The sequence below is a fragment of the Henriciella marina genome (genome assembly GCF_027213945.1).
GTDB lineage: Bacteria > Pseudomonadota > Alphaproteobacteria > Caulobacterales > Hyphomonadaceae > Henriciella > Henriciella marina_A.
In genome coordinates, this window is the sequence record NZ_JAPWGW010000004.1 from 210331 (window position 1) to 236039 (window position 25709).

Below are 25709 nucleotides of genomic sequence, written 5' to 3' on the forward strand. Positions count from 1 at the left end.
TGCGTCTTTCTGATTACAAATGGCACATCTTTGCTTGAGCCAGACCAAGCTGCGTGATCAAAGTGTGCGCTTACGAAGCGTGAGATCACGCGCAGAGAGGTTGAGGGTCTAGCTGATGTTTTCTGTTCTATTGTCGCTTCTGGCAGTGCCGCCGCTCGGTTTCACGATGTGGCAACTCAGGAAACATCCCAAAGGCCTCTACATCCTGTTCTTCGCAGAGATGTGGGAGCGTTTTTCCTATTACGGGATGCGGGCGCTTCTCATCTTCTATCTCACCTGGCACTTCCTGTTCGAGAGCAGCTTCTCGCTGACCCTCTATGGTGCCTATGTGGCGCTGGTCTATCTCGGACCGCTTTTAGGCGGCTGGCTTGCTGATAAATATATCGGCTTCAGGAAAGCTGTGACGTTCGGCGCAATTCTTCTTGTGGCCGGTCACGGCCTGATGGGCCTTCATGGCCCTGCAGCGACCGAAACGCTCAACGTGGACGGCACTGTCTATGAGCTGGAGCGTCCGGAATACAGCGAAGCGCGCGACCGTTTCATCGTCATTGATGGCGAAGAGATCGCGATCGATAGCTTCGTTCAGCCTGAAGAGGGCTCCACTATACGTACCGTCACTTTCACTCAAGGCGACGAAGAAACAGTCCTGGTGGGGACTCTGGAACAGGAGCGCAATCCGCTCTTTGCAACGATCCTGTTTGCTGCGCTTGCGCTTATCGTTGCGGGCGTCGGCTTCCTGAAGCCAAACATCTCGACCTGCGTCGGCGCGCTCTACGACCAAGGCGACCGTCGTCGCGATTCGGGCTTCACGCTTTACTATATGGGCATCAACCTCGGCTCATTCCTGTCGGGTATTTTCTGTGCGCTTGCCGCTGCGACGCTCGGTTGGTGGGCCGGCTTTGGTCTTGCTGCCATCGGCATGCTCGCTGGCCTGTTGGTTTTTGTCTGGGGGCAGGGCTGGCTGGAAGGCCGCGCGGATCCTCCAGCGGATGTCGACCTGAAGACCCCGGTCTTTGCCGGCCTGAACCGCGAATGGCTTGTTTATGCGGCGGGCCTTGGTTTCGCGCTCGCAGCTTTCTTCCTGCTGCAGATCGCCAGTATCATGACGCTCGCTATGCACGTCGTTTTCCTCGTCGTGACGCTCGGCATTGTTATCTATATGCTCGTCAAGCTGGAGTCCGACACTCGGAACGCGATGATTGGCCTTCTGATCCTGACCGTGTCTTCAGTGTTGTTCTGGGCGCTCTTTGACCAGGGCCCGACATCGCTGAACCTCTTCGCAGCAGCGCACGTCGACAATCAGGTCGGAGGCGAGCCTTTCCCGGCCCCGGTCCTTCAGTCGGCCAACCCGCTCTACATCATGTACTTCGCACCGCTGATTGCTGTCCTCTGGACGTGGCTCGGCAATCGCGGGATTGAGCCGAACAGCTTCATCAAGTTTGGCCTCGCCATGGTCCAGATTGGTGCGGGTTTCTTCGTGCTCAATCTTGGTATCCAGACCGCCGTCCCTGACGCAGATGGTGCGCTGCGTATCTCTGTCCTGTTCATCATGCTGATGTACCTGCTTCACACGACGGGTGAGATCTTCCTGTCCCCCGTTGGCCTTTCCGCTGTGACCAAGCTTTCGGCCAAACAGATCGTCGGCTTCATGATGGGTTACTGGTTCCTCGCTTCATCCTACGCGAACGTCATCGCGGCTGGGATCGCGCAAGCGACGCAAGTGCCTGAAGGAGCTCCCGCCGAAGAAAGCCTCGCGGCATACAACGCAGTCTACCTGCAGCTTGGCGGCGCCGCTGTCGCGCTTGGTGTCGTGCTGATTGTTCTCAGCCCCTGGCTTCGCAACTTGACCAAGCATGCCGAACGCAGCCACGGCCCCGGCGACAAGGAGCGCCGCGCCGAGGTAGATCCTTCCGGTGTCTCTATGGACCGGACGCAAAGCTAGGCCGCATTAATCCAAGCTGGCTGCAAATCCCCGTAAGGCACAGCCTCGCGGGGATTTGTATTTTAAGGGAACCTATTCCACACATTGCCAGCTCAACCCCAGGATCATAACCTTCAAGCCTACTTGGAGGGCGTTGGAATGATCAGAGTTGCTTTGTTAACAATGAGCGTAGTTGTCTTCGGTGTAACTGCGGATGCTCAAAGCGATGCTGATGAAGATGCAGTGCCGATTGTGCCACCGGTCCCGACCTATCCGCCCATGGCTGCCATGCTCGGACTTGAGGGCTATTGCGAGGTCAGGTTTTCCGTTGATGAAAACGGTTACACGTTCAGCCTGACGACATCCTGCACACAGCCAATATTTTGCTATCAATCAAAAAAAGCCGTTTCGCTAGCACAGTTTGAGCCCAAACGGATCGGTGGCCGCGCTTTGCCCCGCTTCAACGTGGTTTACCCGCTGGAGTACCGTTTGGAAGGCGAAGTCAGCGAAATCAATATGAGCAGCTTTGGGCCCTGCGACGAAAATTCGGTTTCCTAGCCCGCACCGCCCACGGTTAGGGCATCGACCTTAAGCGTCGGCTGGCCAACGCCGACCGGCACGGTCTGGCCAGCCTTGCCGCAAGTGCCGACGCCGTCATCCATGGCGAAGTCGTTGCCAATCATCGAAACCTTGTTGAGTGCGGTCGGGCCATGTCCAATCAGCGTCGCGTTCTTGACTGGCGCAACGACCTTACCGTTCTCGACAAGATAGGCTTCGGTGCACTGGAAGACGAAATTGCCCGAGGTGATGTCGACCTGGCCGCCGCCAAAATCGACCGCCCAGATACCGCGCTTGATTGATTTGACGATCTCTTCCGGATCATCCTGACCGCCGAGCATAACGGTATTTGTCATGCGCGGCATGATGCCGGCGTCATAGCTTTCGCGCCGTCCATTTCCCGTCGGTGTCATGCCCATCAGGCGCGCGTTCTGGCGATCCTGCATATAGCCTTTCAGGATGCCGTCCTCGATGAGGACGTTGCGCTGGGTCGGCGTGCCTTCATCATCAAAGGATAGAGACCCGCGCCGCGCATCCAACGTGCCGTCATCAACAACCGTGACGCCCTTGGCCGCAACCTGCTGGCCGATCTTGCCGGAATAAACGCTTGTCTGCTTGCGATTGAAATCACCTTCGAGCCCGTGGCCAACCGCTTCGTGCAAGAGGACCGCGGGCCAACCCGGCCCGAGCACCACTTCCATTTCGCCAGCTGGGGCGGGGATAGAATCGAGATTGATCTCAGCCTTGCGAAGCGCCCGCTCGGCCATGGCCTGCCAACGCTCTGGTTTGATCCATTCTTCGTATTCCGCGCGGCCGCCTGCTCCGGAGGTCGCCGATTCGCGGCGGCCATTTTTTTCGAGCGTGACAGCGATATTCAGCCGGACGAGAGGGCGGACGTCATGGAAGGTTTCGCCTGCAGGGCGCAAGATATCGATCTCTTCATGGCTCCCAGCCAGTGACACGGACACCTGAACGACGCGCGGATCCTTCGCGCGGATCCATGCATCGATCTCGGCCATTAGGCCGGTCTTGACGGTGAAGCCCGGTGCTTCGGTCGGATCAATCGGCGCGTATAGCTTCCTGTTCGTCGGGACCGGCCCCGCCGCGAGTGAGCCTGAATAGCCGCGCTTCGCGGCGGAGGCGGTCTGCGCTGCACGACGAATCGCGTCCAGTGTCAGTTCTCCAGAGTGCGCGTTTCCGCTTGCCTCGCCGGCAACGACCCGAAGCCCAAAGCCTTGCGACGTATCGAAAGCGGCCGACTTCAGCCGGCCATCATCGAACATGAAGCTCTCAGAGCGTGCGCGCTGGACGTAGATGTCGCCATCGTCAGCCCCCTCGCAGGCCTCGGCCAGAATACGGGTTGCTTCGGAGCGGTCGAACGGGAGATCTGTTTCTAGCATGAGAAGAGAATGGCCATTCGTCGCTCCGCCCGCAAGCGGGCAGAGCGCACTTACTGCTCCTGAACCTCAAAACGGCTCAATTGGCGCTCTGCGAGGTCCCAGCCCGGCTTGAGCTCCAGTGATCGCTGGAAGTCATAATAGGCGCCGGGCACATCACCGGTGTTCTCACGCGCGATGGCGCGGTTGTAATAAGCCGCGAATAAATCGTTCGTATTGAGTTCGATGGCGCGGTTCAGGGAGACCAGAGCGTCGGAAAAGTTCCGTTGGTAGATATGGGCCGCGCCTTCATTCAGGTAGGCGGCGCCGAGTTCAGGCAGGATCGAGGTTGCATTATTATAATCGCTCAGTGCTTGCTCGTATTCACCCTCGCGCATGCGCAGAACGCCTCGATTCACGTAAGTGGCCGCGCGATTTTCCCGCGTCAGCGTCTCTTCGCGCAGTGCGCGTGAGCACGTCTGCTCAGCGAGCCGAAAGACGTAGTTGCCGCTCTGAGCCTCATCGTAGCAATCTCGCGCTAATCCGCCGCCAACGACGAAGACCTGCGCGCTTGCGCTCGCGGCCGCGAACATTGCAACCGTGCCGGTCAGAAAGATACGTAACATGCTGGATACCTCCCTATGGATCAGCCGCAATATAGACCTGCGCGCAAACAAAGCGAAGCTGCTGCGACATATTTGAATTTGCTGAAGGGGCGGGTGGACGCGGCTTCTACCGACGGCTATTGCAAGGCTCAAATAATTACCAAGGAGTCGGGTTGTGCGTTTTCTCGTCGCTCTTCTTTCGATCCTTCCTTTCAGCGCTGCAGCATACGCCGCTGTGCCTGAGGAAGGCGGATTAAATCTTCAAGCTTCCGCAACGCGAATCATGGAGCGTCTGCACTGGTTTCACAATTACCTGCTGGTGATCATCACGCTGATCACCTTGTTTGTGTTGGCGCTGATCGTCTGGGTTTGCGTAAAGTACAACAAGCGCTCAAACCCGGTTGCCCGTAAGTTCAGCCACAACACACCGATTGAGATCGTCTGGACAGTCGTTCCTGTGCTGATCCTCGTTGCGATTGCGGGGCCTTCCTTCTCGAACCTGTTCTATCAGGAAAATCAGCCTGACCTCGAAGTCATCGCGACCGCTGAGGACGACAATCCGAACATCTATCCTGATGCCGCCGCTCAAGGCTGGATCACGGTCAAGGCGCAGGGCAACCAGTGGAATTGGACTTACTCCTTCCCTGATGAGCTGGACGATGGTGGCTATCCGGTCGAGTTCGTTTCGAACCCGCTTCAGCGTGGCCTGTCATCGGACCAGGACACCGAGGCTGCTCGCGGTCCGCGCAATCTCTCGACTGATTATCCGCTGGTACTGCCCGTCAATCGCTACATCCGCTATCAGACGGCCGCTTCGGACGTTATCCACTCCTGGACTGTTCCCGCGTTTGGCGTAAAAACAGACGCTGTGCCAGGACGCCTTAATGAGGGCTGGTTCCTGGTTGAGGAAGAAGGCACCTATTACGGCCAGTGTTCCGAGCTCTGCGGCAAGGACCACGCCTACATGCCGATCGAGGTTCGTGTTGTTGATCAGGCGACCTACGACACCTGGATCTCGACCCTTCGCTCTGGTGATTTTGAAGGCGCATTCGGTGCGCTCGACCAGGCTCAAGTTGCAAGCAATTCCGACCGGACAGGTGCTCAAACGCGCCTTGCCCGCGCCGAGTAGAACCCAAGAGGATTTCTGACATGGCAATGGATCAAGTTTCGACCGTCCATGACGATCATGCCCACGATCACAAGCCGGGCTTCTTTACCCGCTGGTTCCTGTCCACGAACCACAAGGACATTGGTACCCTGTACCTCGTCTTTGCGATCATCGCAGGCATTGTAGGGTATACCCTGTCTGGCATTATCCGTCTTGAGCTGGCTCAGCCGGGCATTGGCCCGCTTACCAGCCTGATGGAGTTCTTCGGCTATTCTGGCGACCAGGCCATTGAGCATGCCAAGCATTTCTACAACGTCGTGATTACCTATCACGGTCTTATCATGATCTTCTTCATGGTGATGCCAGCGCTCATTGGCGGCTTTGGTAACTGGTTTGTTCCTCTCATGATCGGTGCGCCTGATATGGCGTTCCCGCGCATGAACAACATCTCGTTCTGGCTCACCGTGGCAGCTTTCATCATGGCGTGTATCTCCATGCTGATCCCGGGCACCGGCCAGTTCCTCGGTTTCGGTGGTGGCTGGGTGCTTTATCCGCCGCTTTCCAGCGCAACCGGTCACCCTGGTCCTTCGATGGACCTCCTGATCCTTTCGCTTCACACCGCTGGTATTGCGTCCATTCTGGGTGCCATCAACTTCATCGTGACCATCTTGAATATGCGCGCGCCGGGTATGACCCTGCACAAGATGCCGCTGTTCGCCTGGTCCATGCTTGTCACGGCGGTTCTGCTGCTGCTCGCTCTTCCTGTCCTGGCTGGCGCGCTGACCATGCTTCTGACCGACCGTAACTTCGGTTCGCAGTTCTTCGACCCGTCCGGGGGCGGCGACCCGATCATGTTCCAGCACCTGTTCTGGTTCTTTGGTCACCCGGAAGTGTACATCATGATCCTGCCGGCCTTCGGCATCATCAGTCACATCGTATCGACTTTCTCGAACAAGCCCGTCTTTGGCTATCTCGGAATGGCCTACGCCATGGTGTCGATTGGCGCGATCGGTTTCATCGTGTGGGCTCACCACATGTATACCGTCGGTATGCCTGCTGATATGAAGGCCTACTTCGTGGCTGCGACCATGGTCATCGCGGTGCCGACCGGCATCAAGATCTTCTCTTGGATCGCGACCATGTGGGGCGGTTCGCTCGACTTCGCTGTCCCCATGGTATGGGCCATCGGCTTCATCTTCCTGTTCACCGTTGGTGGCGTAACGGGTGTGGTGCTCGCAAACGCCGGTATCGACCATATCCTGCACGACACCTACTATGTGGTGGCGCACTTCCACTACGTGCTCTCGCTCGGCGCCGTGTTCGGTCTCTTCGCGGGTTGGTACTACTGGTTCGAGAAGATGTTTGGCGTGAAGTACAACAAGACGATTGGTTACGCGCACTTCTGGACGATGTTCATTGGCTCGAACCTTCTTTTCTTCCCGCAGCACTTCCTCGGCCTGAACGGTATGCCGCGTCGCTACATTGACTACGCTGATGCCTTCTCCACCTGGCACTTCTGGTCATCCATGGGCTACGCAGTTACTTTGGTCGCAACGCTGATCTTCTTTGTCGGCGTGATCGAAGCCGCCGTTCGTCGCCGCAAGGGTGTTGGCAATCCGTGGGGCGAGGGTGCTACCACACTGGAATGGACGCTGCCTTCGCCACCACCATTCCACCAGTTCAACGAGCTGCCTGAAGTGAAGCCGCAAGGTCACCACTAAAGGGCCGTCGAACGACTGAAACAAAGCGGCCCTTCGCGTTCAGTGTCGCGAGGGGCCGTTTCCATCTTTATGGAGCACGCAAATCCGATGTCGCATGTCGATACAGCTGATATGACCTCAGACGCACCGCGTTACGCGACTGCGGGTGACTATGTGCAGCTGATGAAGCCGCGCATCATGATGCTTGTTGTGTTTACGGGACTTGCCGGCCTCGTTAGCGCGGTGGGCGTGACCGGTGTTTCGGTTAATCCGCTCATGGCGGCGATTGCTACACTGGCGATTGCGCTCGGCTCCGGCGCTGCAGGCGCCATCAATATGTGGTACGACGCCGACATTGATGCAATCATGAAACGGACATCGACCCGCCCGATCCCGTTGGGCGCCGTGCCGCGCGAAGAGGCAATTGCGCTTGGCCTCGTTATGAGCGGTGTCTCCGTTCTGCTGATGTGGCTCGCTTCGAACGCAGTCGCGGCAGCGCTTCTTGCGCTCTCGATCGCTTATTATGGCTGGTTTTACACCATGCTGCTCAAGCGCCGTACGCCGCAGAACATCGTCATTGGAGGCGCAGCCGGTGCGTTCCCACCGGTCATCGGTTGGGCTGTTGTGACAGGTAGCGCGCCGCTCGATGCGTGGCTTCTCTTCGTGATCATTTTCTTCTGGACGCCGCCTCACTTCTGGGCGCTCAGCCTGCTTGCTCATGGCGAGTATAAGAAAGCGAACGTTCCGATGCTGCCAGTAACCCATGGTGCCAAAACGACCCGCAATCAGATTCTTGCATATTCGCTCCTACTGGCTCCGCTGGCTCTCGCGCCGGTGCTGACCGGACTAGGGGGTATAATCTATGCGGCCGCGGCAGCGGTCCTAGGTCTCGTTTTCGTCAAGCTGGCGGTCGATGTGTGGCGGAGCGATGCTGGTGCAGTGCCAGTGCAGCCAGAGGGTGCAAAGGCGGCCAAGCGGCTTTTTGCCTTCTCCATTCTCTATCTATTCCTGTTATTTGCAGCGCTGATCCTCGAGCACGGGTTCGGGGCTTACTTCGCGATGCCGGGGATATGATGACCAATACTCCAGGCACCCCACCTCAGCTTGATGAGAGAGCCCGACAGGCGCAGAAGAAGCGAAACCTGTGGCTCGCACTCGCGCTTTTCGGTTTCGTTATACTGGTCGGCGTGACGACAATTGTCCGCCTTGCCGATTCAGAGCTTGGCCCAGATGGCGGCTTTTACTGGAGTAATCCGCCTCAAGACAACAGCAAGTCCATGCCGGATCTGGCCGCTGATAATGAAAGCCAGCCAGAAGAGGGAGGTGACTAATGAACAATCGGACGCTCGCTCTTGGATTTGGCGCGGCGGCACTTGGAATGCTCGGCCTGGCCTTTGCCTCAAAGCCGCTCTACGACACCTTCTGCCGCGTGACGGGCTTTGGCGGCACCACCCAGATTGCTGAGGCTGCGCCTGAGCAAATTCTCGATCGCACCGTCAATGTCCGTTTCGATTCCAATGTGATGAATGCGCCTGTGCAATTCCGGGCGCTTCAGACCAGCATGGACGTTCATCTCGGCGAACACGGTCTTGCCTTCTTCGAGGTAACGAACACGTCCGACCAGGATGTAAGCCTGATGGCGTCGTACAATGTCACGCCGCACAGGGCTGGCATTTACTACAACAAGCTGGAATGCTTCTGCTTTGAGGAGCGTATCGTCGAAGCCGGCGAAACCAAGAAGCTGCCAGTCGTGTATTTCGTCTCTCCGGAGATGGATGCAGACTCCAATCTGGCAGACGTGCGGACAATTACATTGTCCTACACCTTCTATGAGACAGACAACTTTCAAGGTGCGGCGAAATCGGCGGCACTAAACTAGACGGTTGCGATTCCAATAGCCTGCAGGCTAAAAGGCGCGAATAAATTGATGGACGATAGGGATTCCGGGCAATGGCACATGATGAAGTGAAACATGACTATCACCTCGTGAACCCATCTCCCTGGCCGCTGCTGGGGTCGATGGCGATGGTTGTGCTGGCGATTGGCGCCGTCACCTACATGAAGGGCATGTTTGGCATCCCTGAAGGCTCGCCATGGCTCATGCTGATTGGCCTCGGCTTTGTTGGCTATGTGATGTTCGGCTGGTGGCGTGAAGTTATCAAAGAGAGCCGGGCTGGCGACCATACGCCTGTCGTCTCCATTGGTCTGAAGTACGGCATGGTGCTCTTTATCGCATCGGAGATCATGTTCTTCGTCGCGTGGTTCTGGAGCTTTTTCGAGTTTGCTATTTTCCATGGCGCCCGCGTTGGCGGTTCGTTCGACGCCGCGAACCCGCTTTACGCCGAAGCGCTTCAGGCCGTTGGCGGCCAGTGGCCACCAGCTGGCGTTGAACTGTTTGATCCATTCCACCTGCCGCTCATGAACACGCTGGTCCTGCTTCTGTCCGGCACGACCGTTACGGCAGCGCACCACGCCCTGCAGCATGGTAATCGCAAGACGGCGATCAACATGCTCGCGATCACGGTTCTGCTCGGTATCTTCTTTACCGGTCTTCAGATTCTCGAATACTCCCATGCTGGTTTCAGCTTTGACGGCACGATCTATGGGTCAGCCTTCTTCATGGCGACCGGCTTCCACGGCGCCCACGTCGTTATTGGCACGATCTTCCTGGCGGTATGTCTCATTCGTCTGATGACGGGCGGCATGTCGGAGAAGAAGCATCTCGGTTTCGAATTTGCGGCCTGGTACTGGCACTTCGTTGACGTGGTGTGGCTGTTCCTCTTCGCATTCGTCTACGTCATTCCTTACCTGGTGCTTGGCCACTAAGAGGCTGACTTGGTCAAATGCCGTTTACCGATGAGAGCCAGGTTCGCCCGTCGATGCCTGGCTCCCGGTAAGGCGAAGGCCAAGAATGTCAGCCTGTTCGCTCTCAAGATGATGCCGGACTTTAGTCGGGCAGGGTGGTTTGCTTTGGATGGGCCGAGCGCATGATCTTCAAACCTATGCCGCTTCTGACCGTTCTTACCATAGCGAGCCTGGTCATCCTCGTCCTGCTCGGTAACTGGCAGTACGAGCGGTATAGTGAGAAGAAGGCGCAGGGGCAGGTCGAGAACGATCCGTTCGAGACGATGAATGTCGAGATCGACACGTCGAATGACGGGTTCGCCCAACAGGTTTATGGCATTGTTGATGGCGAAGCGATCTGGCGGCGCTATGTGCCCGGTCGAATCGATGGTGAAGGGCCGGTCGTCCTTTTGCTATGGGATGCCGTTGCAGGGACCGACCCCGTACCACTTCAGATTTCGGGTCTTGGAAATTTTGAAGGCCGGGCAAACGCGTTTGAGCGACCAGCCCAGACCAACGGTCTTGCCGGTTCAAGCAACCCGCAGCGTGATCTGTGGTACGGCTTCAATGCTGGTTTGATGCTCAACAATCTCGGCTATTCCAGCGCAGACAGCCGCGTGGTTGAACCCGACAAGATGCGCGTCGTGCTCGGCGCCGACATGTCACGCGTGCGAACCGCTGAAAATCCATATGCGACGCTGACCGGGCGGGACCCATTGCCGCCCGAGCGCCACTTCGGCTATGCGCTCACCTGGTGGGGAATGGCGTTGGGCCTTATCGGGGTCTACATCGCCTTCCATCGCTCGCAGGGGCGGCTGAGGTTCGGAGGCAGTTCGTGAAATTCACATCCACTCGTGGTCAGGCAGAGCCGGTCGGCTTCGTGGACGCCTGTCTGTCCGGACTGGCGCCCGATGGCGGTCTCTACGTGCCAGAAAGCTGGCCTTCCATTGAGCGGGCATCCGCCGATGAGAGCTACGTTTCTGTGGCCTGCCGAGTGATCGCGGCGTTCGCCGGCGATGAACTTTCAAGGAAAACTATCGAAGGCATTTGTGAGCGGGCTTATTCAGGCTTTTCTCACAAGAGCGTTGCGCCTCTCGTCCAGTGGGGCGCGAACCGGTTCGTCATGGAGCTACATCACGGCCCCACATTGGCGTTCAAGGATGTCGCCATGCAGTTGATCGCCCAGCTGTTTGATGAAGTTCTCTCTGCGCGTAGCCAACGAATGAGCGTCACTTGCGCGACATCGGGCGATACGGGCGGAGCGGCGGCTGCGGCCTTTGCAGGTGCCTCACAGGTCGATCTCTTCATTCTGCACCCATACGAGCGCGTCTCTCCGGTTCAGCGCCTTTTTATGACAACGACCGGCGCTGACAATGTACACAATATCGCTATCGACGACGATTTTGATGTCTGCCAGGCCATCGTGAAGTCCTTGTTCGCAGACCGCGATTTTGTGAATGAAACTTACCTCTCTGGCGTAAACTCAATCAACTGGGCGCGGATTGCCGCGCAAGCTGTCTATTATGCGACGACGCAGGCAGCTTTAGGGACTGACCGCTCGCTTCGATTTATCGTGCCCAGCGGCAATATGGGGGACGCCCTTGCAGGCTATGTCGCGGCCCGTTGCGGCCTGCTAGCTGGTTTCCAAGCGGTATGCGCCGTCAATGAAAATGACACGCTACGCGTTCTATTCGAGGAAGGACGGATGGTCCGCCGACCCGCGCTGGCAACGCCTAGCCCAGCGATGGATATTTCGGTGCCGAGCAATTTCGAACGCCTCGCCTATGAAGTAAGTGGGCGCGACCCCGAGCTCGTTCGTGGACTTTACGAAAGCTTTGCCCAGTCAGGATCGGTCGATTTGCCGAATCGTATCTCCGGGCCGCTTGGCTGCAGTGGACTCTCGGCGGCAGCTGTTTCCGATAGCGAGACTCTGAAAGAGATGAACCGGGTTCATGACGAGACAGGTTGGTTGATCTGTCCGCACACCGCTGTTGGCACCAGTGTTGCGCGGCGCGAGCCCGTCGGGGCCGACATCGCGGATGTGGTCCTTGCAACGGCACACCCGGCCAAATTTCCTGAAACCGTCAAGGATGCCGTAGGCAGATCGTGCCCATTGCCGGAACGAGTTGCAGGTCTTGCTGACCGCGTAGAGCAATTTGAACGTCTGCCATCCGAAGCCTCGGACGTACGCAAGTACATCCTGGAAAATCGCCGGAACTGACGCTCGCCAGCGTCCGCGAATGGGGCTACGTTTCGTTCGATGTTGTCGGCCGATCCTCTCACCTTAGGCGAATGGTCATGGGATGCGCACTCCTCGCGCCTCGCAATTCACGTCGATGCGTCTGCCGGTTACCAGGAGATAGACGGGGTCTGGACGCTTCAGTCAGTTTCGAAGGTGCTCGCAGGCCTCAGTCACCAAAGGCTAAATCAGCTCTTTTCGGGTCAGCCAACAGCGTATGGACCGATTTCCTGTCGACTGAAGCTATCAACTGGAAAGTCGCTCACATTGACTGGCGATTTCGCGGCTGATGGCTCGGCGTCGGGGGTCTTGATGCGCCGCAGCGATGCGGAAGAATGGCTGGCCGACCCGTCCGGCGCTGAGCTCGAAGCCGCTTTCCAACCGATCGTGTCGCTTCAAACGGGAGAGATAGGGGGCTTCGAAGCGCTCGCGCGTTGGCCGCGTGCGGGTATTGGACACCCTTACAGTCCTGAAGATAGAGGCCTTGCAACCTCGATGTTGATGCGGGCTAGCGAAGCGCTGTCGTCATGGATAAGAGATAGCGGCCGACGTGACCTCTTCGTGAACGTCAACGTCACAGCTCCCGACCTCGCCGAAGAACCTCTGGTTGCTTTGGTGGGCGACCTTATCGCGGGTCATGACTTCTCCCCCGGGCAGTTGAGAATTGAATTGACTGAACAGGCGGCCCTTCGTGATCCGGAAACGGTGCTGCAAACGGTTGAAGCGTTGAAAGAGGCTGGGGCAGGCGTGGTCCTCGACGATTTCGGGACCGGACACTCATCCTTTGAGTGGCTGGAAGCACTGCCGGCCGATGGCCTCAAGGTTGATGCCGACTTGATCAAGAAGCTTGAGCGCCAGCGTATGCAGATAATCCTGAAGTCTGTCACCGGACTCGCGCATGAGCTTGGTCTGAGCACCACAGCAGAAGGTGTCGAGGACTTGGGGACGGTCAGCCTTTTGCGATCACTTGGTTTTGATTTCGTGCAGGGTTTCGCCTTCTCACGGCCGCTTCCAGCGCTGCAAGCTGGAAAACTCTTGAAAGCCTAGCGGATCAGGCGTTGCCGCCAGCGCTGTGCAGCCGAGCCGCATCGATGCCGATGAGCTTTAGCGCCGTTGTCCACTTTGAATCGTGCCCCGGGCCAAAAACGAGATCCGGAATCGGTTCGCTGACGATCCATGCGTTGTCTGCGATTTCGTTCTCAAGCTGGCCTGCGCCCCAGCCGGAATAACCGAGCGCCATGACGGATTCCCGCGGTGCCTCATCCGACGCGATTGCCACCAGTGCATCTCGCGTCGCGGTCAAGCAGAAATCATGATTGATAGCGAGCGTTGCACCCTCACAGTGGAAGTCATCTGTGTGTACGACAAAACCACGATCAGTGCCGACGGGGCCACCATTCAGGACCGCGCTGTCAGGGATCTTGATATCTTGCTCAATGCCTAGCTGCGATAGCAGCTGGGGCAAGGTTAGGTCACCAATTGGCTTGTTGAGGACGATGCCCATCGCATATTCAGGTTCGTGCGCGCAGACGAGCACCACTGACCGTGAAAATCGCGCGTCGCCAATAGAGGGCATGGCAATAAGTAGCTTGCCAGTCAGATCGCTCATCATGAACTGGTCACCTTTCCTTGAAAGAAAGCTGGCGCAACGCTGCTGATTTATCAAGGCTCGATTGAAAGCTTGCCCGCACCTGCGTAAGAAGCGGGCAGTTTCGCAAGGAGAAATTCAATGACGATCAAACAAGGCGACAAACTTCCGGATGCGGTCCTGATGGAAATGACGGGCAATGGTCCAGAGCCCCGCAAGACTGATGACATCTTCAAGGGCAAGACCGTCGCGCTCTTCGCAGTGCCGGGCGCTTTCACGCCAACCTGCTCAGCCAAACATCTGCCGGGCTTTGTTGAAAAGTCCGAAGAACTTCACGGTAAGGGCGTCGACGACATTGTCTGCACGTCAGTCAACGACGTCTTCGTGATGAATGCCTGGGGCGACTCGGCGAAAACGGGCGGTAAAGTCCGCATGCTGGCCGACGGCAATGGTGCCTTCGCGAAAGCCATGGGCCTCGAGATGGACGCCAGCGGCTTCGGCATGGGTGAGCGGTCCAAGCGCTATTCCATGTTGGTCAAGGACGGTGTCGTTGAGCAGCTTAACGTCGAAGATGGCGGCGAGTTCAAGGTATCGTCGGCCGACTACCTTCTCGGCCAGCTCTAGGCAGACTTTTCGGTCAACAAGTTCGCTGACTCGGCCTATAAACGGCGCATGCCCGGTCGGTATGCGCCGTTTTTCAATGAAGCATTATTGAAAAACGATGAATTTCTTCCGATATCAGTCCTAGGTCAAGGAGGAAGGTCTGGATGGAACCATCTGTCATCGTTGTCATCGTTATTGCCGCTGTTGCACTCATCGTGTTGGTGTCGGCCATCAAGGTTGTGCCGCAGGGCTACAATTATACGGTTGAGAATTTCGGTCGGTACACGACCACGCTGTCACCGGGACTTCACTTCATCGTGCCATTCTATCAGCGCGTTGGCCGCAAGATGAACATGATGGAGAGCGTGCTCGACATTCCAACGCAGGAAGTGATCACCAAGGACAATGCGATGGTGTCCTGCGACGCGGTCGTATTCATCCAGGTGATCAACCCGGTGTCTGCGGCTTATGAGGTGAACAACCTGCAGAACGCCATTCAGAATCTGTCACTGACGAACATCCGCACCGTGGTTGGCTCAATGGATCTCGACCAGGTCCTGTCGAACCGCGACGAGATCAATGCGCGCCTTCTTTCCGTCGTCGATGCCGCGACCAACCCCTGGGGGGTCAAGGTGACACGGATCGAGATCGCGGACCTGACGCCGCCGGCCGATATTACAGAGGCCATGGCCCGTCAGATGAAGGCTGAGCGCCTGAAACGCGCCGAGATCCTCACCGCAGAAGGTGACAAGCAGTCGGCTATCCTTAAAGCGGAAGGTGCGAAACAGTCCCAAATCCTGGAAGCTGAGGGCCGCCGCGAGGCTGCGTTCCGCGATGCTGAGGCGCGCGAACGTGAAGCTGAAGCCGAGGCGAAAGCAACTGCCATGGTATCGGAAGCGATTGCCAAGGGCGACGTGAACGCGATCAACTACTTCCTTGGCCAGCAATACGTCATGGCGTTTGAGAAACTTGCCACGTCGCAGAGCAATAAAACCGTCATCATCCCCGCCGAGTTCAGCTCCATCCTCGGTACGATTGAAGGCATCCGCGGCCTCACCGAAAGTGCAGGAAAGTCGATCGCCGCGAATACAGGCGGTGCCGTGCCCACCACGCGCCAGCGGGAGGAGTAATCGTGGACGCTCTCATCGACCTGGTCTGGCCACCGACAGCCTGGCACTGGCTAACGCTGGCGCTTGTTCTGCTCGCTATCGAAACGATGCTTGGTACTTTTGACCTGCTTTGGGTGTCCATCGCTGCAGGGGCAACGGCTCTATTTTCCGCTTTCGCGATTATTGGCAGCAATAGTTGGCAAGGGCAGTTCCTTTTCTTTGCCGCCGCCGCTGTCGGACTGGTTGTGCTTGGCCGGACCGTTTTCGCCGACATGCGCAAAAAGGATGCGGAGCATCCAACGTTGAACAGGCTTATGAGCCGCACGATTGGCCAGCGGGCCACGGTCATCGCGGCTTTCGCAAATGGGCAGGGCAGGGTGCGGCTAGGCGACACCGAATGGCCTGCGGAAACGACTGATGGCAGCAATCCGGGGGAGGGGGCTTCTGTCCTTGTGGACGGCACCGAAGGCAATGGCCTGAAAGTGACGCGCGCAGGCACCTAATCTTAGAAAAGATTGCCTTGCGGCGGTTCCTTCGCCGGCTTCGAAGCCGCCGGTGAAGCTTTTGGCTTTTGAGAGGCTGACCCAGTTGATCTGACAAGCTTGCCTTCGCCTGCGGTAACCGCGGCGTCGACCGTCCCGTCGCTCAGCGTGATGCTGAGATGCTCGCCGACCGATACAGTTTTCGATGACCGAAGTATCGCGCCCTCTTCGTTTCGGACGACCGCAAACCCTCGTGCCAGCGTCGCCTGATACGAGAGCGCCTCGAGCATATTTGCTGCGGCGGAGAGTCTTTGTTTGCGCGTGTCGATCAGGCGTTCGAGTGCTGGCCGCGCCCTTTTGGCTGTGTCCAGGAGACGACGACGCGCATCACGCGCATCCTTGTTTAGTGGGTCGGTGCGAAGACGGCTTCCCGTTCGGGCGAGTTCGATATGTTTCGATTTGATCGCACTAGAGAGGCCACCGCGAAGTCCAGCGTCGAGGTAATCCAGGCTCTGGCGTTTTTGTGCAATGAGGGTTTCAAGTCTCGGCAGCCTTGATGCGCGCAACCGGTCAGCATCATGGCGTACCCGCCGCGACAGAGCGCGTGTCAGGCTTTGCGCTCTCTCATCGATAGCCATCATCAGATCGGAGCGAACAGGCACGGCAATCTCGGCTGCGCCTGTCGGGGTTGGCGCGCGCGCGTCTGAAACAAAATTGATGAGTGTCGTGTCAGTCTCGTGGCCAACAGCTGAGATCAGTGGGATCTCGCTCTCGAAAGCAGCGCGGACGACATTCTCTTCGTTAAAGGGCCAGAGGTCTTCGATTGAGCCGCCCCCGCGCCCAACGATCAATACATCCGGACGATCGTCATCTTCCATCCCATTAAAGCCGCGTATGCCTGCTTCAATCTGCGCAGCAGCACGGTCCCCCTGCACCAGGGCTGGCCAGAGAATGACCCGCACCGGAAAGCGTTCGCGAATGCGGTGAAGAATGTCGCGAATGACGGCGCCCGTCGGGCTGGTGACCACACCAACCGTTCTTGGCAGGAAGGGCAGCGGTTTCTTATGCCGGTCGTCGAACAGGCCTTCTGCCGCGAGCTTCTTTTTACGCTCCTCCAGCAATGCCATGAGCGCCCCAGCACCTGCTGGTCGCATGAAATCGGCTATGAGCTGGTAGTTGGACCGGCCCGCATAGATCGACAGGCGCCCCTCAGCGACGACTTCAAGGCCTTCTTCCGGTTTGAAGGGAAGGCGCTGGACAGAACCTTTCCACATCACCGAATTGAGGACGGCTTTGTCATCCTTGATATCGGCGTACATGTGGCCGGACCGGGCAATCGTGACGCGCCCGAGTTCGCCTCTCACGCGAACATGGTCGTAGGTCGTCTCAATTGTGCGTTTGAGCGCTCCGGCGAGTTCGGAGACAGATAGCTCGACGACATTTGATGGGGGTGGTTCGCTCACGCGGGTTCAGTCCTCGGTATTTCGGCCGAACTGGCTTTCGCTTGCCGCGGCTGGCTGGATCGCAGCTTTCAACGCGCCCGAAATGCGGGTCATCATGAATGTGCCAGAGCTTTCTGCCGGATCGTCGAAAAACCACACGCCGCTTATGACGCAGCATTCGGGATCGGTATCCCCCTGATAGCGCAGCAGCTCGAGGCTGCCGTCCGGGCCTGCCGTTTCAATCTTGGTGAAGCGGACATCCAGCCCGCGGCGCTCGCCGATGATTTCCGAGGTGCATTCTCCATCCGACTCCGGGCTGGTGATGTCATCCTCGAGTACAGAACCGGTGATGGTGCCGTCATCTTCGGAAATCCATGCCGTGAAAGGCACAGCATCGTCCGTCAGGTCATAGGCATAGAAGCCTGTCCAGAGGCCACTGAGATCATGGTTGGGTGTGCGGGCAGAATAGGGTTTGGTCATCTGGCTAGAACTTGCATTGCGACAGGCGCAGTCATCAAGGGCTGATCTCCAGTGAGCCCACAATAAATTGCCCCAGCAAATGGTTTCGCCATTGCTCAGTGGAGCATGCAAGAAGCCTTGATCCATCCGAAAATCGCGTTCATCACCCCTTCCATGAAAGTTCTTATTCTTGGTTCTGGCGGACGTGAGCACGCGTTGGCCTGGAAAATCGCGCAATCACCGCTGGTGGACGAAGTTTTCTCTGCGCCCGGCAATCCCGGCATGGACAAGATCGGCCCGTGTTTCGATCTCGACCCGACAGATCTGACAGCCGTACAGGAACTGGCGCTCCAGATTACGCCTGACCTGATCATTATCGGCCCGGAAGCACCACTCGCGGCAGGGGCCTCTGACGCACTGCGGGCGCGCGGATTTGATGTGTTCGGCCCAAGCCAGCAAGCTGCTCAGCTCGAGAGCTCCAAGGGTTTTGCCAAAGACCTTATGAAGAAATACGGCGTGCCAACGGCAGACTATGGCCGCTTCAGCGACCTGACAGAGGCGCTCGATTATCTTGAAACGATCGATGGTCCGTACGTCATCAAGGCAGATGGTCTGGCGTCCGGCAAAGGGGTCGTCATCGTCGAGTCGCAAGAAGATGCGGAGAACACGGTCGAAGAATTCATGACCGGCAAGTTTGGCGATGCCTCCGCCGAGATAGTCATAGAAGAGTTCATGACCGGCGAGGAAGCATCCATCTTTGTGATGACCGATGGAGAAGGCGCTATCTATCTGCCTGCGGCGCAGGACCATAAGCGTGTTGGTGATGGCGATGTCGGCCCGAACACAGGCGGTATGGGCGCGTATGCACCGGCACCTATCGTCGATGCGCGAATGATGGAACTGGTCCAGACGCTGATCGTCGAGCCGATGCTGTCGGGCATGGCCGAAGATGGCATGCCGTATCAGGGCGTTCTTTACGTCGGCATTATGGCGACCGAGAGTGGCCCGAAAGTCGTCGAGTTCAATGCGCGTTTTGGCGATCCGGAATGTCAGGCACTCATGGCAGGCCTGCCGGGTGACATTGTGCCTGCACTTCTGGTGTCTTCAACGGGAGGGCTCGTCAGCAGCCACGCTTCGCTCTGCGACATGATGGGACTGGCCGACTTCAGGCCGAGCGCCACCGTGGTGATGGCGGCTGAAGGATACCCGGACAAGCCTGTCAAAGGCACCATCATTAATGGGGTCGACGGTGCGGATGAGATTGAAGGCGTGACTGTGTTTCACGCCGGTACCGATATCAATGACAAGAATGAGGTGGTTGCGGCTGGCGGGCGTGTACTCGGCGTGACGGCAACCGGCGATAGCCTCAAGGTCGCCATCGACAAGGCGTATGAAGGTGTGCGCGCCATTGATTGGCCCGGCGGCTTCTTCCGGAATGATATCGGACACCGCGCTTTGAAATAGCGGATTTTCTGCAAGCACTCAGCAACCGCATGTTGGTGTTGGTCGTTATCTTCATGTTCGCAACAAGGAGATGACAGAATGTCGAACCCGAATATCGAAGTGTTGAATGAAGTCACCAAGACCCTGATCGATAGCCAGAAGGGCTATGAGAAGGTTTGTGAAGTTGCCGATGAGAATCACGGTCTACGAAACAAGTTCAAGACGCTCGCCTATGAGCGAAGTGAACTTGTTACAGCTTTTCAGGCCCGCGTCCGTGACCTTGGCGGCGAGCCGGAAACCGACGGCGGTGCGGCTGGTGCCCTGCATCGCAGCTGGGCAGACTTTACGTCGCTCTTCATGAGCGATGAGAAGGCAGCTCTCGAAGCGGTGGACGATGGCGAAGACTATCTTGGCGACCGGATTGATTCGAAGCTGGAGAGCTCTGGCCTCGACCCTGAAACCACCGAGCTTTTGAAACGGGCAAAGAACTCTGCGCGCCAGGGCGAAAAATTCGCTGACGCGCTCACCTGAGCCAAGCAGTGATGCGTTATTGAAATATAGAGGGGCCGGCCTTGAGCCGGCCTCTTTGCGTTCAGGGGTGCAACTGTCGTTGAGATTACCTTGCGAGACGCTTGTCCGTCGCCAGCGTTTCGGTAGGTTGCCGCAAGACAAGATGATCAGGGAGCAGAGCCATGTCAGAAGCCGACAATGCGCAGGAAATGTTCAGCGGCACGAAGGATGTGGCCGAATCTCACAGGTTTAACGAAGCCAACCTCGCAGCCTGGATGGAAGCGAACGTAGAGGGCTATGAAGGTCCACTGACCGTCAAGCAATTCAAGGGTGGCCAGTCGAACCCGACCTACAAGCTTTTCACGCCGAACAAAGTCTACGTCATGCGCCGTAAACCACCGGGCAAGCTGCTGCCATCAGCGCACGCAGTGGACCGTGAATTCAAGGTCATCAATGCGCTTTATCCAACCGGCTTCCCGGTCGCGCGTCCCTATGGCCTCTGCATGGATGAAGACGTCATCGGCACGATCTTCTACGTCATGGACAATGTAGATGGCCGCATCCTGTGGGATCAGACGCTGCCAGACTATGAGCCGGCCCAGCGCCGCGCGATCTACGAGGCGAAGGTGAAGACCTTCGCTGACCTGCACAACACCGATTACAAGAAAGTCGGCTTGCAGGATTTCGGCAAGGAAGGCGACTATTGCGCCCGCCAGATCCATCGCTGGACCAAGCAGTACAAGGCATCCGAGACGATGCATATTCCGGAAATGGAGCAACTGATCGACTGGTTGCCGAAAAACCTTCCGAAGAACGAAGACGTCACCATCGTCCATGGCGACTATCGTCTGGATAATATGGTCCTGCATCCAACGGACCCAAAGGTGACTGCCGTTCTGGACTGGGAGCTCTCGACGCTTGGCGACCCGCTGGCTGATTTCTCCTACCACCTCATGAACTGGGTAATGCCAGGCAATGACGAATCGCGTGGGTCGATCGCCAACATCAAGGACCTGAAGGCCTGGGGCATTCCAACGCTGGAAGAATATGTCGACCTGTATTGCCAGCATACGGGCCGGGACGGCATGCCGGACCTCAATTACTATTTCTCCTACAATGCTTTCCGTCTTGCTGGCATTCTCCAAGGGATCGTTGGACGCGTGCGCGATGGCACCGCATCGAATGCCAATGCTGCAGCCAATGCCGAGCGTGTTGTTCCTCTTGCGAAGTTCGCGGCAGAGCGCGCGCGCATGGCCGGGATGGAGGGCTAGTCTCTTATGTCGAAGGTGATCGAAGGGCCGCTTCGCAAACCTGCCCAGATGCTGGCAGAGCAGTCCTATGACGGGCACAGCTCCATCCACGACGATGCTGAAGCCGAGAAACTTGGCATCAGGGCCGGCCCAATCGAGGGACCGACGCATTTCAGCCAGTTCTCGCCATTTCTGGTCGACCTGTTCGGCAAAGCCTGGTTTGAACGCGGCTGCTTCTCGACCCACTTCCAGAACATGGTGGTAGAGGGAGAAGAGGTTCGCGTCTTTATCGAACCCAAGACTGACACCTTTGCCTATTGCCGCGCTGAGAAGGCTGACGGCACGCCGGTGCTTGAAGCAAGCGCGACGCTTGGCCCAGACCACGGCGAAACACTGCTGGCTGCACGGATGGCGAAGCTACGCCCGGCGGGCGACCTTGTTATTCTGTCAGACATGAAAACGGGTATGACAGGCCCGGACGACGAACTGGTGCGAATGGATCCAGACCAGCATATGGGCGATCTCTATCCATTTTCGCTGAATGACAAGCTGCAGAAGATCACAGAGCCTCTGGACTGGTATCATGATGCGTCTGCTTCGCCCTGGGGCAGGGCAATTGTGCCAACCGAGATGGTGTCTGTTCTGGGCAATTATACGGGCGGAATGGTGAGTTGGCCGGTAAAGCGGCCCTCCATCGGCCTGTTCGCCGACCTTGAAATCAAGATGGTCGATGGACCGCTCTTTGTCGGCGAAACCTACCGACTCAAGCGCGAAGTGGTAGCCCTTTCGCAAAGCCGACGCGTCGAGAACTATTGGGTGCTGACAAGCTTTTACGATGAGGGCGGTTCAGACCTGAAAGCGCAGATGCTGCTCAATCATGGTGTCATGAAAGCAAGCTATCCTGATTACCCGAAGGACCTGCTGGCCTGAACAGAACCTGCTCTCAGGACATATAGTTTGAAACGAATAAGTCGGTCTGTGCGGCGGTCTGTGTCGTGCTGTGGTTGTAGATATTGTTCGCCGGTTCAGCCCAGGATCTGATGAACCGCCTCATGTGCGGGTAGCAGATTGTTTCGATTCCCTGGACAAGGGTCACCCCCCCCTCCATCTCGAAGCAAGCTTCGACCAGCTTGTCGAGCGCCGCATCGTTTTTATCAAATGTTGGAGCTCCGGCTCCACTTTGTGCGTTGGCAATCAAACTCATAGACACTGCACCGCCGGAAACGGCGAGATTGCGTAAATTGAAAATTGCCATGGCGGTCAGCGTCTTCCTATATGCGAAGTGCCGTCGGCCGGGAGAGTAGAGCAAATGCGAAAACCGACAATACGAGCGAATATGGCTTCGGTTTGTTTGGCGGCCGGCTTAGCTGCTTGTGATGCCGCCGGTGTGAGTGAGGCGGGAACTCAGGTCAGCGCGCCGAGTGCTTGCGTGGAACTGGCGGAAGGATCTTACCAGTTTGCCGACGGACTATTCATTCCAGCATCAGGTATTCCAATCGAAGCGAGCGCGAAGGAAGGGTCTGACACCTCATCGTTGCAGTGGGCAGGCCGTCTGCAGGATGATTTGCGACAGGCAGGCTATGATTGGCTTTCGATCCGCGAGCGGAGCGGCATTGCGCTTATCGAAGGCACCGCAACAGATGGGGATGAGAAGCTCTCTGCGCTGGAAGCTGCGTCAACAGCTATCAGGAACGATACCATCGCAAACGATGGCGCACGCGTCATTGTTGACGTGATCAAGATCGAAGGCGCATCAGACCCCGTAGGCATACCGGTTACAAGCTTGCCGGCGTCGCCTTCTGTTTCAGCCTGCACGGCGGCTTTTGCGGGTGTCCTTGATGGTCGCACGGTCGAGTTCTCGGCCGGCAATGCCGCAATTTCCGACGAGACAATGCCGATAGCAGCTGCGCTTGGTGCGATTGCTCTTCTGTGTGACCGCCACGGTATAGAGATTGGCGCACACACGGACGCCCGTGGTGCGGAATCCTTCAATCAACGCCTGTCACAGACCCGTGCAAACACCATTCGGGACTATTTTATCGATCTGGGCGTGGCGTCGTCTTCGCTTCGCGCGGTCGGTTATGGCGAGAGCCAACCCATAGACACGTCGCAGACCACGGCTGCCTATGCGCGTAACCGCCGTATCGAGTTCAGCGTTGGTAACGCCGAACCCGTTCCTAGCGAGTCAGTCGACTAGAACTTGTAGCGCACGGGAATGGACTTTGGTCCGCCGACAAAGTTCGCGCGAATAAAGCTCGGCTCACCAGCGAGTTCGATCGATTTCACGCGGGAGAAGAGCTCTTCATAGATGGCCTGCATCTCAAGTCGGGCGAGGTGCATGCCAAGGCACATATGTCCTCCATGCCCAAATGAGATGATCTTGTTCGGGCTCCGGTCCACGCGAAACTCGAACGGATCGTTGAACACATCTTCATCGCGATTGCCGGACGGGTAGCAGAGCAGCAGGCTTTCACCTTTAAGGATCTTGCGGCCGCGCAGCTCGTAATCGTCTTGAGCCGTCCGCATGAAATGTTTCACCGGCGTCGTCCAGCGAATGGCTTCATCAACCGCGGTGCGGGACATGCCTTTCGGATCATCCATCATCTTTTTCAGCTGGGCTGGATTGTTCAGCATGCCAAGCACGCCGCCGCCTGTCGATGCGCTGGTCGTGTCATGGCCCGCAGCCGCGACGATGATGTAGTAGCTCATCGCTTCGAGTTGCCCGATAGGTTCTCCATCGACTGTGCCGTTCGCAATGACGGTCGAGACATCGTCTTTCGGATTGTCGCGGCGGTCCTGAGTTATATTCGTGAAATACATGAAGAACTGGGCGAGCGTCTCCTGGATCGAGGAGAGGCCTTTATCTGCGTCGCCTTGTTCGGACAGGCTCTTGTCGCGCATAAGGTCGGGATCCTGAGCGCCGAAGATTTCCTGGGTGAGCTTCAGCATCATCGGTTCATCGTCGACCGGCACCCCCAGGATCTGCATGATGATGCGCAGCGGATAGTAAAGGGCAATGTCCTGCTGGAAGTCGCATTCGCCGCCCATGTCTTCCATACGGTCGACGAACTCCTTGGCGATCGTGCGGATGGCGTCTTCGCGGGTTTTTACCTTGTGTGGCATGAACCAGTCCTGCGTCAGATGACGCAGTTTGTAATGCATTGGGTCATCAAGCTGAACGAGTGTCTTGAGAAGGTGCGGTCCGCCTGTCTGTGCATAGACACGTTCCTCGGCGCTTTCATAGCTCAGCATCTCACGTTCGCCATTTGTGAAGAGCTTGTTCTGGCGGCTGACTTCCATGATGTCAGCATGCTTGGTCACGGCCCAGAATGGCCGGAAGGCTTCAGGTTCGCACCAGGCGACCGGGTCCTCTGCGCGAAGCCTCGAGAACGCTGCATCAAGCTGATCCATATGGGCATAGACATCGGGGCTCACGATGAGGTCACTCGTAGCGCGAGCCGCGTCGCTCATCTGGCGAGACGGATCTTTCTTGGTCTCTGGCGGCTGGGCAACGGCTGTGTCTGACATTTGGGTCTCCAGATGGTCTTGTACGGACCGACCCAGCATTATCTGACTAACGGCGTCTGTTAAGGCCTTTCTTAGCGTCAGCCCTCTGCTTCTTTGGCTCGGGCTTGCGGCGAACAGGTTGCGCGGGAAGCATCGGTCCAAGCGCCTCCATCAGCATCTGGTATGGTACTTCCTCGACAGCGCCTGGCGCGAGATCGCCCAGCTCGAAAGGACCATACTCTGTGCGGATGAGGCGGTTCACCTCAAGCCCGACCGACTCAAGAGCCCGGCGAACCTCACGCTTCTTGCCTTCGGTCAATTCAACCTTGATCCAATTATTTGTCCCCGTTTCGCGCTCAAGCTCCGCGATGATGGGCGCGTAGGTGACGCCGTCCACGGTGACGCCATCTTTCAAAGCTTCGATCTTGTCTTGCGTCACGCGGCCATGTGCCCTTGCACGGTAGCGTCTACGGAACGCATTCCGCGGGAGCTCAAGCGTGCGTGCGAGCTCGCCGTCATTGGTCAGAAGCAGCAGCCCTTCCGTCGTCAGGTCCAGTCGGCCGACAGTGACAGTGCGCGGAAGATGCTTTGGCAATTCTTCGAAGATCGTACGCCGACCGGCGGGGTCGTGCGTCGTTGTGATCAAACCGGAAGGCTTGTGATAGCGCCACAGCCGCGTGCTCTCAGGGGCTTTTACGGGTTTGCCGTTGACCTTGATTGACTCCTTGCCGGTCACCTTGAAGGCGGGGGAGGTCAGCTTGCGGCCATTGACCGTTACCTTGCCTGCCTCGATCAGCGTTTCGCTCTCGCGCCGCGATGCAATACCTGCTCGCGCAAGCCATTTCGCAATGCGCTCGCCGCCGGACCAGTCGGGGTCGACGTGCGATGAAATCTGGCTGGGTTTGGTCCGTCTGCCGGGCCGGGGCGTCTCTCGACGATCCGTCATGTGCTGTTCCTCTAGAAAG

Annotated in this window: 27 protein-coding genes; 19 read left to right on the forward strand and 8 right to left on the reverse strand. The window is 57.5% G+C overall.

What is annotated here, in order from left to right; translation table 11 throughout:
* Positions 1–115: 115 nt before the first annotated feature.
* Both O4G74_RS13005 and O4G74_RS13010 read left to right on the forward strand, forming a co-directional pair.
* On the forward strand, positions 116–1942 hold the full coding sequence (locus tag O4G74_RS13005; RefSeq protein ID WP_269403043.1) for a peptide MFS transporter: 1827 nt from the start codon (positions 116–118) through the stop codon (positions 1940–1942).
* Between the two features lie 138 nt (positions 1943–2080).
* The gene (locus tag O4G74_RS13010) at positions 2081–2479 is read left to right on the forward strand and encodes a TonB family protein (protein ID WP_269403044.1); all 399 of its coding nucleotides are present in this window, start codon (positions 2081–2083) and stop codon (positions 2477–2479) included.
* On the opposite strand, the gene tldD is transcribed toward O4G74_RS13010, so the two are convergent.
* Both tldD and O4G74_RS13020 read right to left on the reverse strand, forming a co-directional pair.
* Positions 2476–3879: a metalloprotease TldD gene (gene tldD / locus O4G74_RS13015; protein ID WP_269403045.1), complete on the reverse strand. Its 1404-nt coding sequence runs from the start codon at positions 3877–3879 to the stop codon at positions 2476–2478. The two genes, O4G74_RS13010 and tldD, sit on opposite strands and share 4 nt — an antisense overlap.
* A 50-nt stretch (positions 3880–3929) precedes the next feature.
* The gene (locus O4G74_RS13020; protein WP_269403046.1) at positions 3930–4481 is read right to left on the reverse strand and encodes a tetratricopeptide repeat protein; all 552 of its coding nucleotides are present in this window, start codon (positions 4479–4481) and stop codon (positions 3930–3932) included.
* Between the two features lie 154 nt (positions 4482–4635).
* Between O4G74_RS13020 and coxB the strand changes: the two genes are divergently transcribed.
* The 9 genes from coxB to O4G74_RS13065 all read left to right on the forward strand — a co-directional run bounded on the left by coxB (position 4636) and on the right by O4G74_RS13065 (position 13398).
* A complete protein-coding gene (coxB, locus tag O4G74_RS13025; protein WP_269403047.1) occupies positions 4636–5589 on the forward strand; it encodes a cytochrome c oxidase subunit II in 954 nt (317 codons plus the stop codon).
* A 20-nt stretch (positions 5590–5609) separates the two neighbouring features.
* Positions 5610–7289, forward strand: coding sequence for a cytochrome c oxidase subunit I (ctaD, locus tag O4G74_RS13030; RefSeq protein ID WP_269403048.1), 1680 nt, complete (start codon positions 5610–5612; stop codon positions 7287–7289).
* A gap of 111 nt (positions 7290–7400) precedes the next feature.
* On the forward strand, positions 7401–8342 hold the full coding sequence (gene cyoE, locus O4G74_RS13035) for a heme o synthase (protein WP_269403049.1): 942 nt from the start codon (positions 7401–7403) through the stop codon (positions 8340–8342).
* Positions 8342–8599, forward strand: a complete 258-nt coding sequence (locus tag O4G74_RS13040; protein ID WP_269403050.1) for a hypothetical protein — start codon at positions 8342–8344, stop codon at positions 8597–8599. Before cyoE ends, O4G74_RS13040 begins: the two co-directional genes overlap by 1 nt.
* Positions 8599–9147 (forward strand): cytochrome c oxidase assembly protein, encoded by a 549-nt coding sequence (locus O4G74_RS13045; protein ID WP_269403051.1) that lies wholly within the window; start codon positions 8599–8601, stop codon positions 9145–9147. Before O4G74_RS13040 ends, O4G74_RS13045 begins: the two co-directional genes overlap by 1 nt.
* A 71-nt stretch (positions 9148–9218) precedes the next feature.
* Positions 9219–10094, forward strand: coding sequence for a cytochrome c oxidase subunit 3 (locus tag O4G74_RS13050; protein WP_269403052.1), 876 nt, complete (start codon positions 9219–9221; stop codon positions 10092–10094).
* Positions 10095–10255: 161 nt separating this feature from the next.
* Positions 10256–10951 (forward strand): SURF1 family cytochrome oxidase biogenesis protein, encoded by a 696-nt coding sequence (locus O4G74_RS13055; RefSeq protein ID WP_269403053.1) that lies wholly within the window; start codon positions 10256–10258, stop codon positions 10949–10951.
* Positions 10948–12333: a threonine synthase gene (gene thrC / locus O4G74_RS13060; protein ID WP_269403054.1), complete on the forward strand. Its 1386-nt coding sequence runs from the start codon at positions 10948–10950 to the stop codon at positions 12331–12333. The genes O4G74_RS13055 and thrC overlap by 4 nt, the downstream gene beginning before the upstream one ends.
* Positions 12334–12618: 285 nt before the next feature.
* A complete protein-coding gene (locus tag O4G74_RS13065; protein ID WP_269403055.1) occupies positions 12619–13398 on the forward strand; it encodes an EAL domain-containing protein in 780 nt (259 codons plus the stop codon).
* Positions 13399–13402: 4 nt separating this feature from the next.
* On the opposite strand, the gene O4G74_RS13070 is transcribed toward O4G74_RS13065, so the two are convergent.
* Positions 13403–13960, reverse strand: coding sequence for a YqgE/AlgH family protein (locus tag O4G74_RS13070; protein WP_269403056.1), 558 nt, complete (start codon positions 13958–13960; stop codon positions 13403–13405).
* A 120-nt stretch (positions 13961–14080) separates the two neighbouring features.
* On the opposite strand from O4G74_RS13070, the gene O4G74_RS13075 reads away from it, so the two are divergent.
* From O4G74_RS13075 to O4G74_RS13085, 3 genes are all read left to right on the forward strand, one after another.
* Positions 14081–14563, forward strand: coding sequence for a peroxiredoxin (locus O4G74_RS13075; protein WP_269403057.1), 483 nt, complete (start codon positions 14081–14083; stop codon positions 14561–14563).
* 143 nt (positions 14564–14706) lie between these two features.
* On the forward strand, positions 14707–15672 hold the full coding sequence (locus O4G74_RS13080) for an SPFH domain-containing protein (protein ID WP_269403058.1): 966 nt from the start codon (positions 14707–14709) through the stop codon (positions 15670–15672).
* Between the two features lie 2 nt (positions 15673–15674).
* The gene (locus tag O4G74_RS13085) at positions 15675–16154 is read left to right on the forward strand and encodes an NfeD family protein (protein WP_269403059.1); all 480 of its coding nucleotides are present in this window, start codon (positions 15675–15677) and stop codon (positions 16152–16154) included.
* A 2-nt stretch (positions 16155–16156) separates the two neighbouring features.
* Here O4G74_RS13085 and xseA read toward each other — a convergent pair whose 3' ends face one another.
* Positions 16157–17596 carry an exodeoxyribonuclease VII large subunit gene (gene xseA, locus O4G74_RS13090; RefSeq protein WP_269403060.1) on the reverse strand — a complete coding sequence of 480 codons (1440 nt, stop codon included), beginning with the start codon at positions 17594–17596 and terminating at the stop codon, positions 16157–16159.
* 6 nt (positions 17597–17602) lie between these two features.
* Positions 17603–18055, reverse strand: a complete 453-nt coding sequence (locus tag O4G74_RS13095) for a hypothetical protein (protein WP_269403061.1) — start codon at positions 18053–18055, stop codon at positions 17603–17605.
* A gap of 153 nt (positions 18056–18208) precedes the next feature.
* Here O4G74_RS13095 and purD point away from each other — a divergent pair, with 153 nt between their 5' ends.
* From purD to O4G74_RS13115, 4 genes are all read left to right on the forward strand, one after another.
* Entirely contained in the window at positions 18209–19498 is a 1290-nt protein-coding gene (gene purD / locus O4G74_RS13100) for a phosphoribosylamine--glycine ligase (RefSeq protein WP_269403062.1), read from the forward strand.
* A gap of 78 nt (positions 19499–19576) precedes the next feature.
* Complete coding sequence (locus tag O4G74_RS13105) at positions 19577–20008, forward strand: PA2169 family four-helix-bundle protein (protein ID WP_269403063.1); 432 nt, start codon at positions 19577–19579, stop codon at positions 20006–20008.
* Between the two features lie 161 nt (positions 20009–20169).
* The gene (locus O4G74_RS13110; protein ID WP_119380037.1) at positions 20170–21258 is read left to right on the forward strand and encodes a phosphotransferase family protein; all 1089 of its coding nucleotides are present in this window, start codon (positions 20170–20172) and stop codon (positions 21256–21258) included.
* A gap of 6 nt (positions 21259–21264) precedes the next feature.
* Positions 21265–22167: a hypothetical protein gene (locus O4G74_RS13115; protein ID WP_269403064.1), complete on the forward strand. Its 903-nt coding sequence runs from the start codon at positions 21265–21267 to the stop codon at positions 22165–22167.
* Between the two features lie 13 nt (positions 22168–22180).
* On the opposite strand, the gene O4G74_RS13120 is transcribed toward O4G74_RS13115, so the two are convergent.
* Positions 22181–22492, reverse strand: coding sequence for a hypothetical protein (locus O4G74_RS13120; RefSeq protein ID WP_269403065.1), 312 nt, complete (start codon positions 22490–22492; stop codon positions 22181–22183).
* A 174-nt stretch (positions 22493–22666) separates the two neighbouring features.
* Here O4G74_RS13120 and O4G74_RS13125 point away from each other — a divergent pair, with 174 nt between their 5' ends.
* Entirely contained in the window at positions 22667–23434 is a 768-nt protein-coding gene (locus O4G74_RS13125) for an OmpA family protein (RefSeq protein WP_269403066.1), read from the forward strand.
* Here the strand turns inward: O4G74_RS13125 and O4G74_RS13130 are convergent.
* Together O4G74_RS13130 and O4G74_RS13135 are read right to left on the reverse strand one after the other, a co-directional pair.
* Positions 23431–24765, reverse strand: a complete 1335-nt coding sequence (locus tag O4G74_RS13130; RefSeq protein ID WP_269403067.1) for a cytochrome P450 — start codon at positions 24763–24765, stop codon at positions 23431–23433. The two genes, O4G74_RS13125 and O4G74_RS13130, sit on opposite strands and share 4 nt — an antisense overlap.
* Positions 24766–24811: 46 nt before the next feature.
* On the reverse strand, positions 24812–25690 hold the full coding sequence (locus O4G74_RS13135) for a pseudouridine synthase (RefSeq protein WP_269403068.1): 879 nt from the start codon (positions 25688–25690) through the stop codon (positions 24812–24814).
* Positions 25691–25709 lie beyond the last annotated feature (19 nt).

What these genes read in the sequence shown, in the direction of transcription:
- O4G74_RS13005 (WP_269403043.1), top strand. Translation starts at nt 116, where the DNA reads ATGTTTTCTGTTCTATTGTCGCTTCTGGCAGTGCCGCCGCTCGGTTTC.
- O4G74_RS13010 (WP_269403044.1), top strand. Translation starts at nt 2,081, where the DNA reads ATGATCAGAGTTGCTTTGTTAACAATGAGCGTAGTTGTCTTCGGTGTA.
- tldD (WP_269403045.1), bottom strand. Translation starts at nt 3,879, where the DNA reads ATGCTAGAAACAGATCTCCCGTTCGACCGCTCCGAAGCAACCCGTATT.
- O4G74_RS13020 (WP_269403046.1), bottom strand. Translation starts at nt 4,481, where the DNA reads ATGTTACGTATCTTTCTGACCGGCACGGTTGCAATGTTCGCGGCCGCG.
- ctaD (WP_269403048.1), top strand. Translation starts at nt 5,610, where the DNA reads ATGGCAATGGATCAAGTTTCGACCGTCCATGACGATCATGCCCACGAT.
- cyoE (WP_269403049.1), top strand. Translation starts at nt 7,401, where the DNA reads ATGACCTCAGACGCACCGCGTTACGCGACTGCGGGTGACTATGTGCAG.
- O4G74_RS13040 (WP_269403050.1), top strand. Translation starts at nt 8,342, where the DNA reads ATGACCAATACTCCAGGCACCCCACCTCAGCTTGATGAGAGAGCCCGA.
- O4G74_RS13045 (WP_269403051.1), top strand. Translation starts at nt 8,599, where the DNA reads ATGAACAATCGGACGCTCGCTCTTGGATTTGGCGCGGCGGCACTTGGA.
- O4G74_RS13050 (WP_269403052.1), top strand. Translation starts at nt 9,219, where the DNA reads ATGGCACATGATGAAGTGAAACATGACTATCACCTCGTGAACCCATCT.
- O4G74_RS13055 (WP_269403053.1), top strand. Translation starts at nt 10,256, where the DNA reads ATGATCTTCAAACCTATGCCGCTTCTGACCGTTCTTACCATAGCGAGC.
- O4G74_RS13070 (WP_269403056.1), bottom strand. Translation starts at nt 13,960, where the DNA reads ATGAGCGATCTGACTGGCAAGCTACTTATTGCCATGCCCTCTATTGGC.
- O4G74_RS13075 (WP_269403057.1), top strand. Translation starts at nt 14,081, where the DNA reads ATGACGATCAAACAAGGCGACAAACTTCCGGATGCGGTCCTGATGGAA.
- O4G74_RS13080 (WP_269403058.1), top strand. Translation starts at nt 14,707, where the DNA reads ATGGAACCATCTGTCATCGTTGTCATCGTTATTGCCGCTGTTGCACTC.
- O4G74_RS13095 (WP_269403061.1), bottom strand. Translation starts at nt 18,055, where the DNA reads ATGACCAAACCCTATTCTGCCCGCACACCCAACCATGATCTCAGTGGC.
- purD (WP_269403062.1), top strand. Translation starts at nt 18,209, where the DNA reads ATGAAAGTTCTTATTCTTGGTTCTGGCGGACGTGAGCACGCGTTGGCC.
- O4G74_RS13105 (WP_269403063.1), top strand. Translation starts at nt 19,577, where the DNA reads ATGTCGAACCCGAATATCGAAGTGTTGAATGAAGTCACCAAGACCCTG.
- O4G74_RS13110 (WP_119380037.1), top strand. Translation starts at nt 20,170, where the DNA reads ATGTCAGAAGCCGACAATGCGCAGGAAATGTTCAGCGGCACGAAGGAT.
- O4G74_RS13115 (WP_269403064.1), top strand. Translation starts at nt 21,265, where the DNA reads ATGTCGAAGGTGATCGAAGGGCCGCTTCGCAAACCTGCCCAGATGCTG.
- O4G74_RS13120 (WP_269403065.1), bottom strand. Translation starts at nt 22,492, where the DNA reads ATGGCAATTTTCAATTTACGCAATCTCGCCGTTTCCGGCGGTGCAGTG.
- O4G74_RS13130 (WP_269403067.1), bottom strand. Translation starts at nt 24,765, where the DNA reads ATGTCAGACACAGCCGTTGCCCAGCCGCCAGAGACCAAGAAAGATCCG.
- O4G74_RS13135 (WP_269403068.1), bottom strand. Translation starts at nt 25,690, where the DNA reads ATGACGGATCGTCGAGAGACGCCCCGGCCCGGCAGACGGACCAAACCC.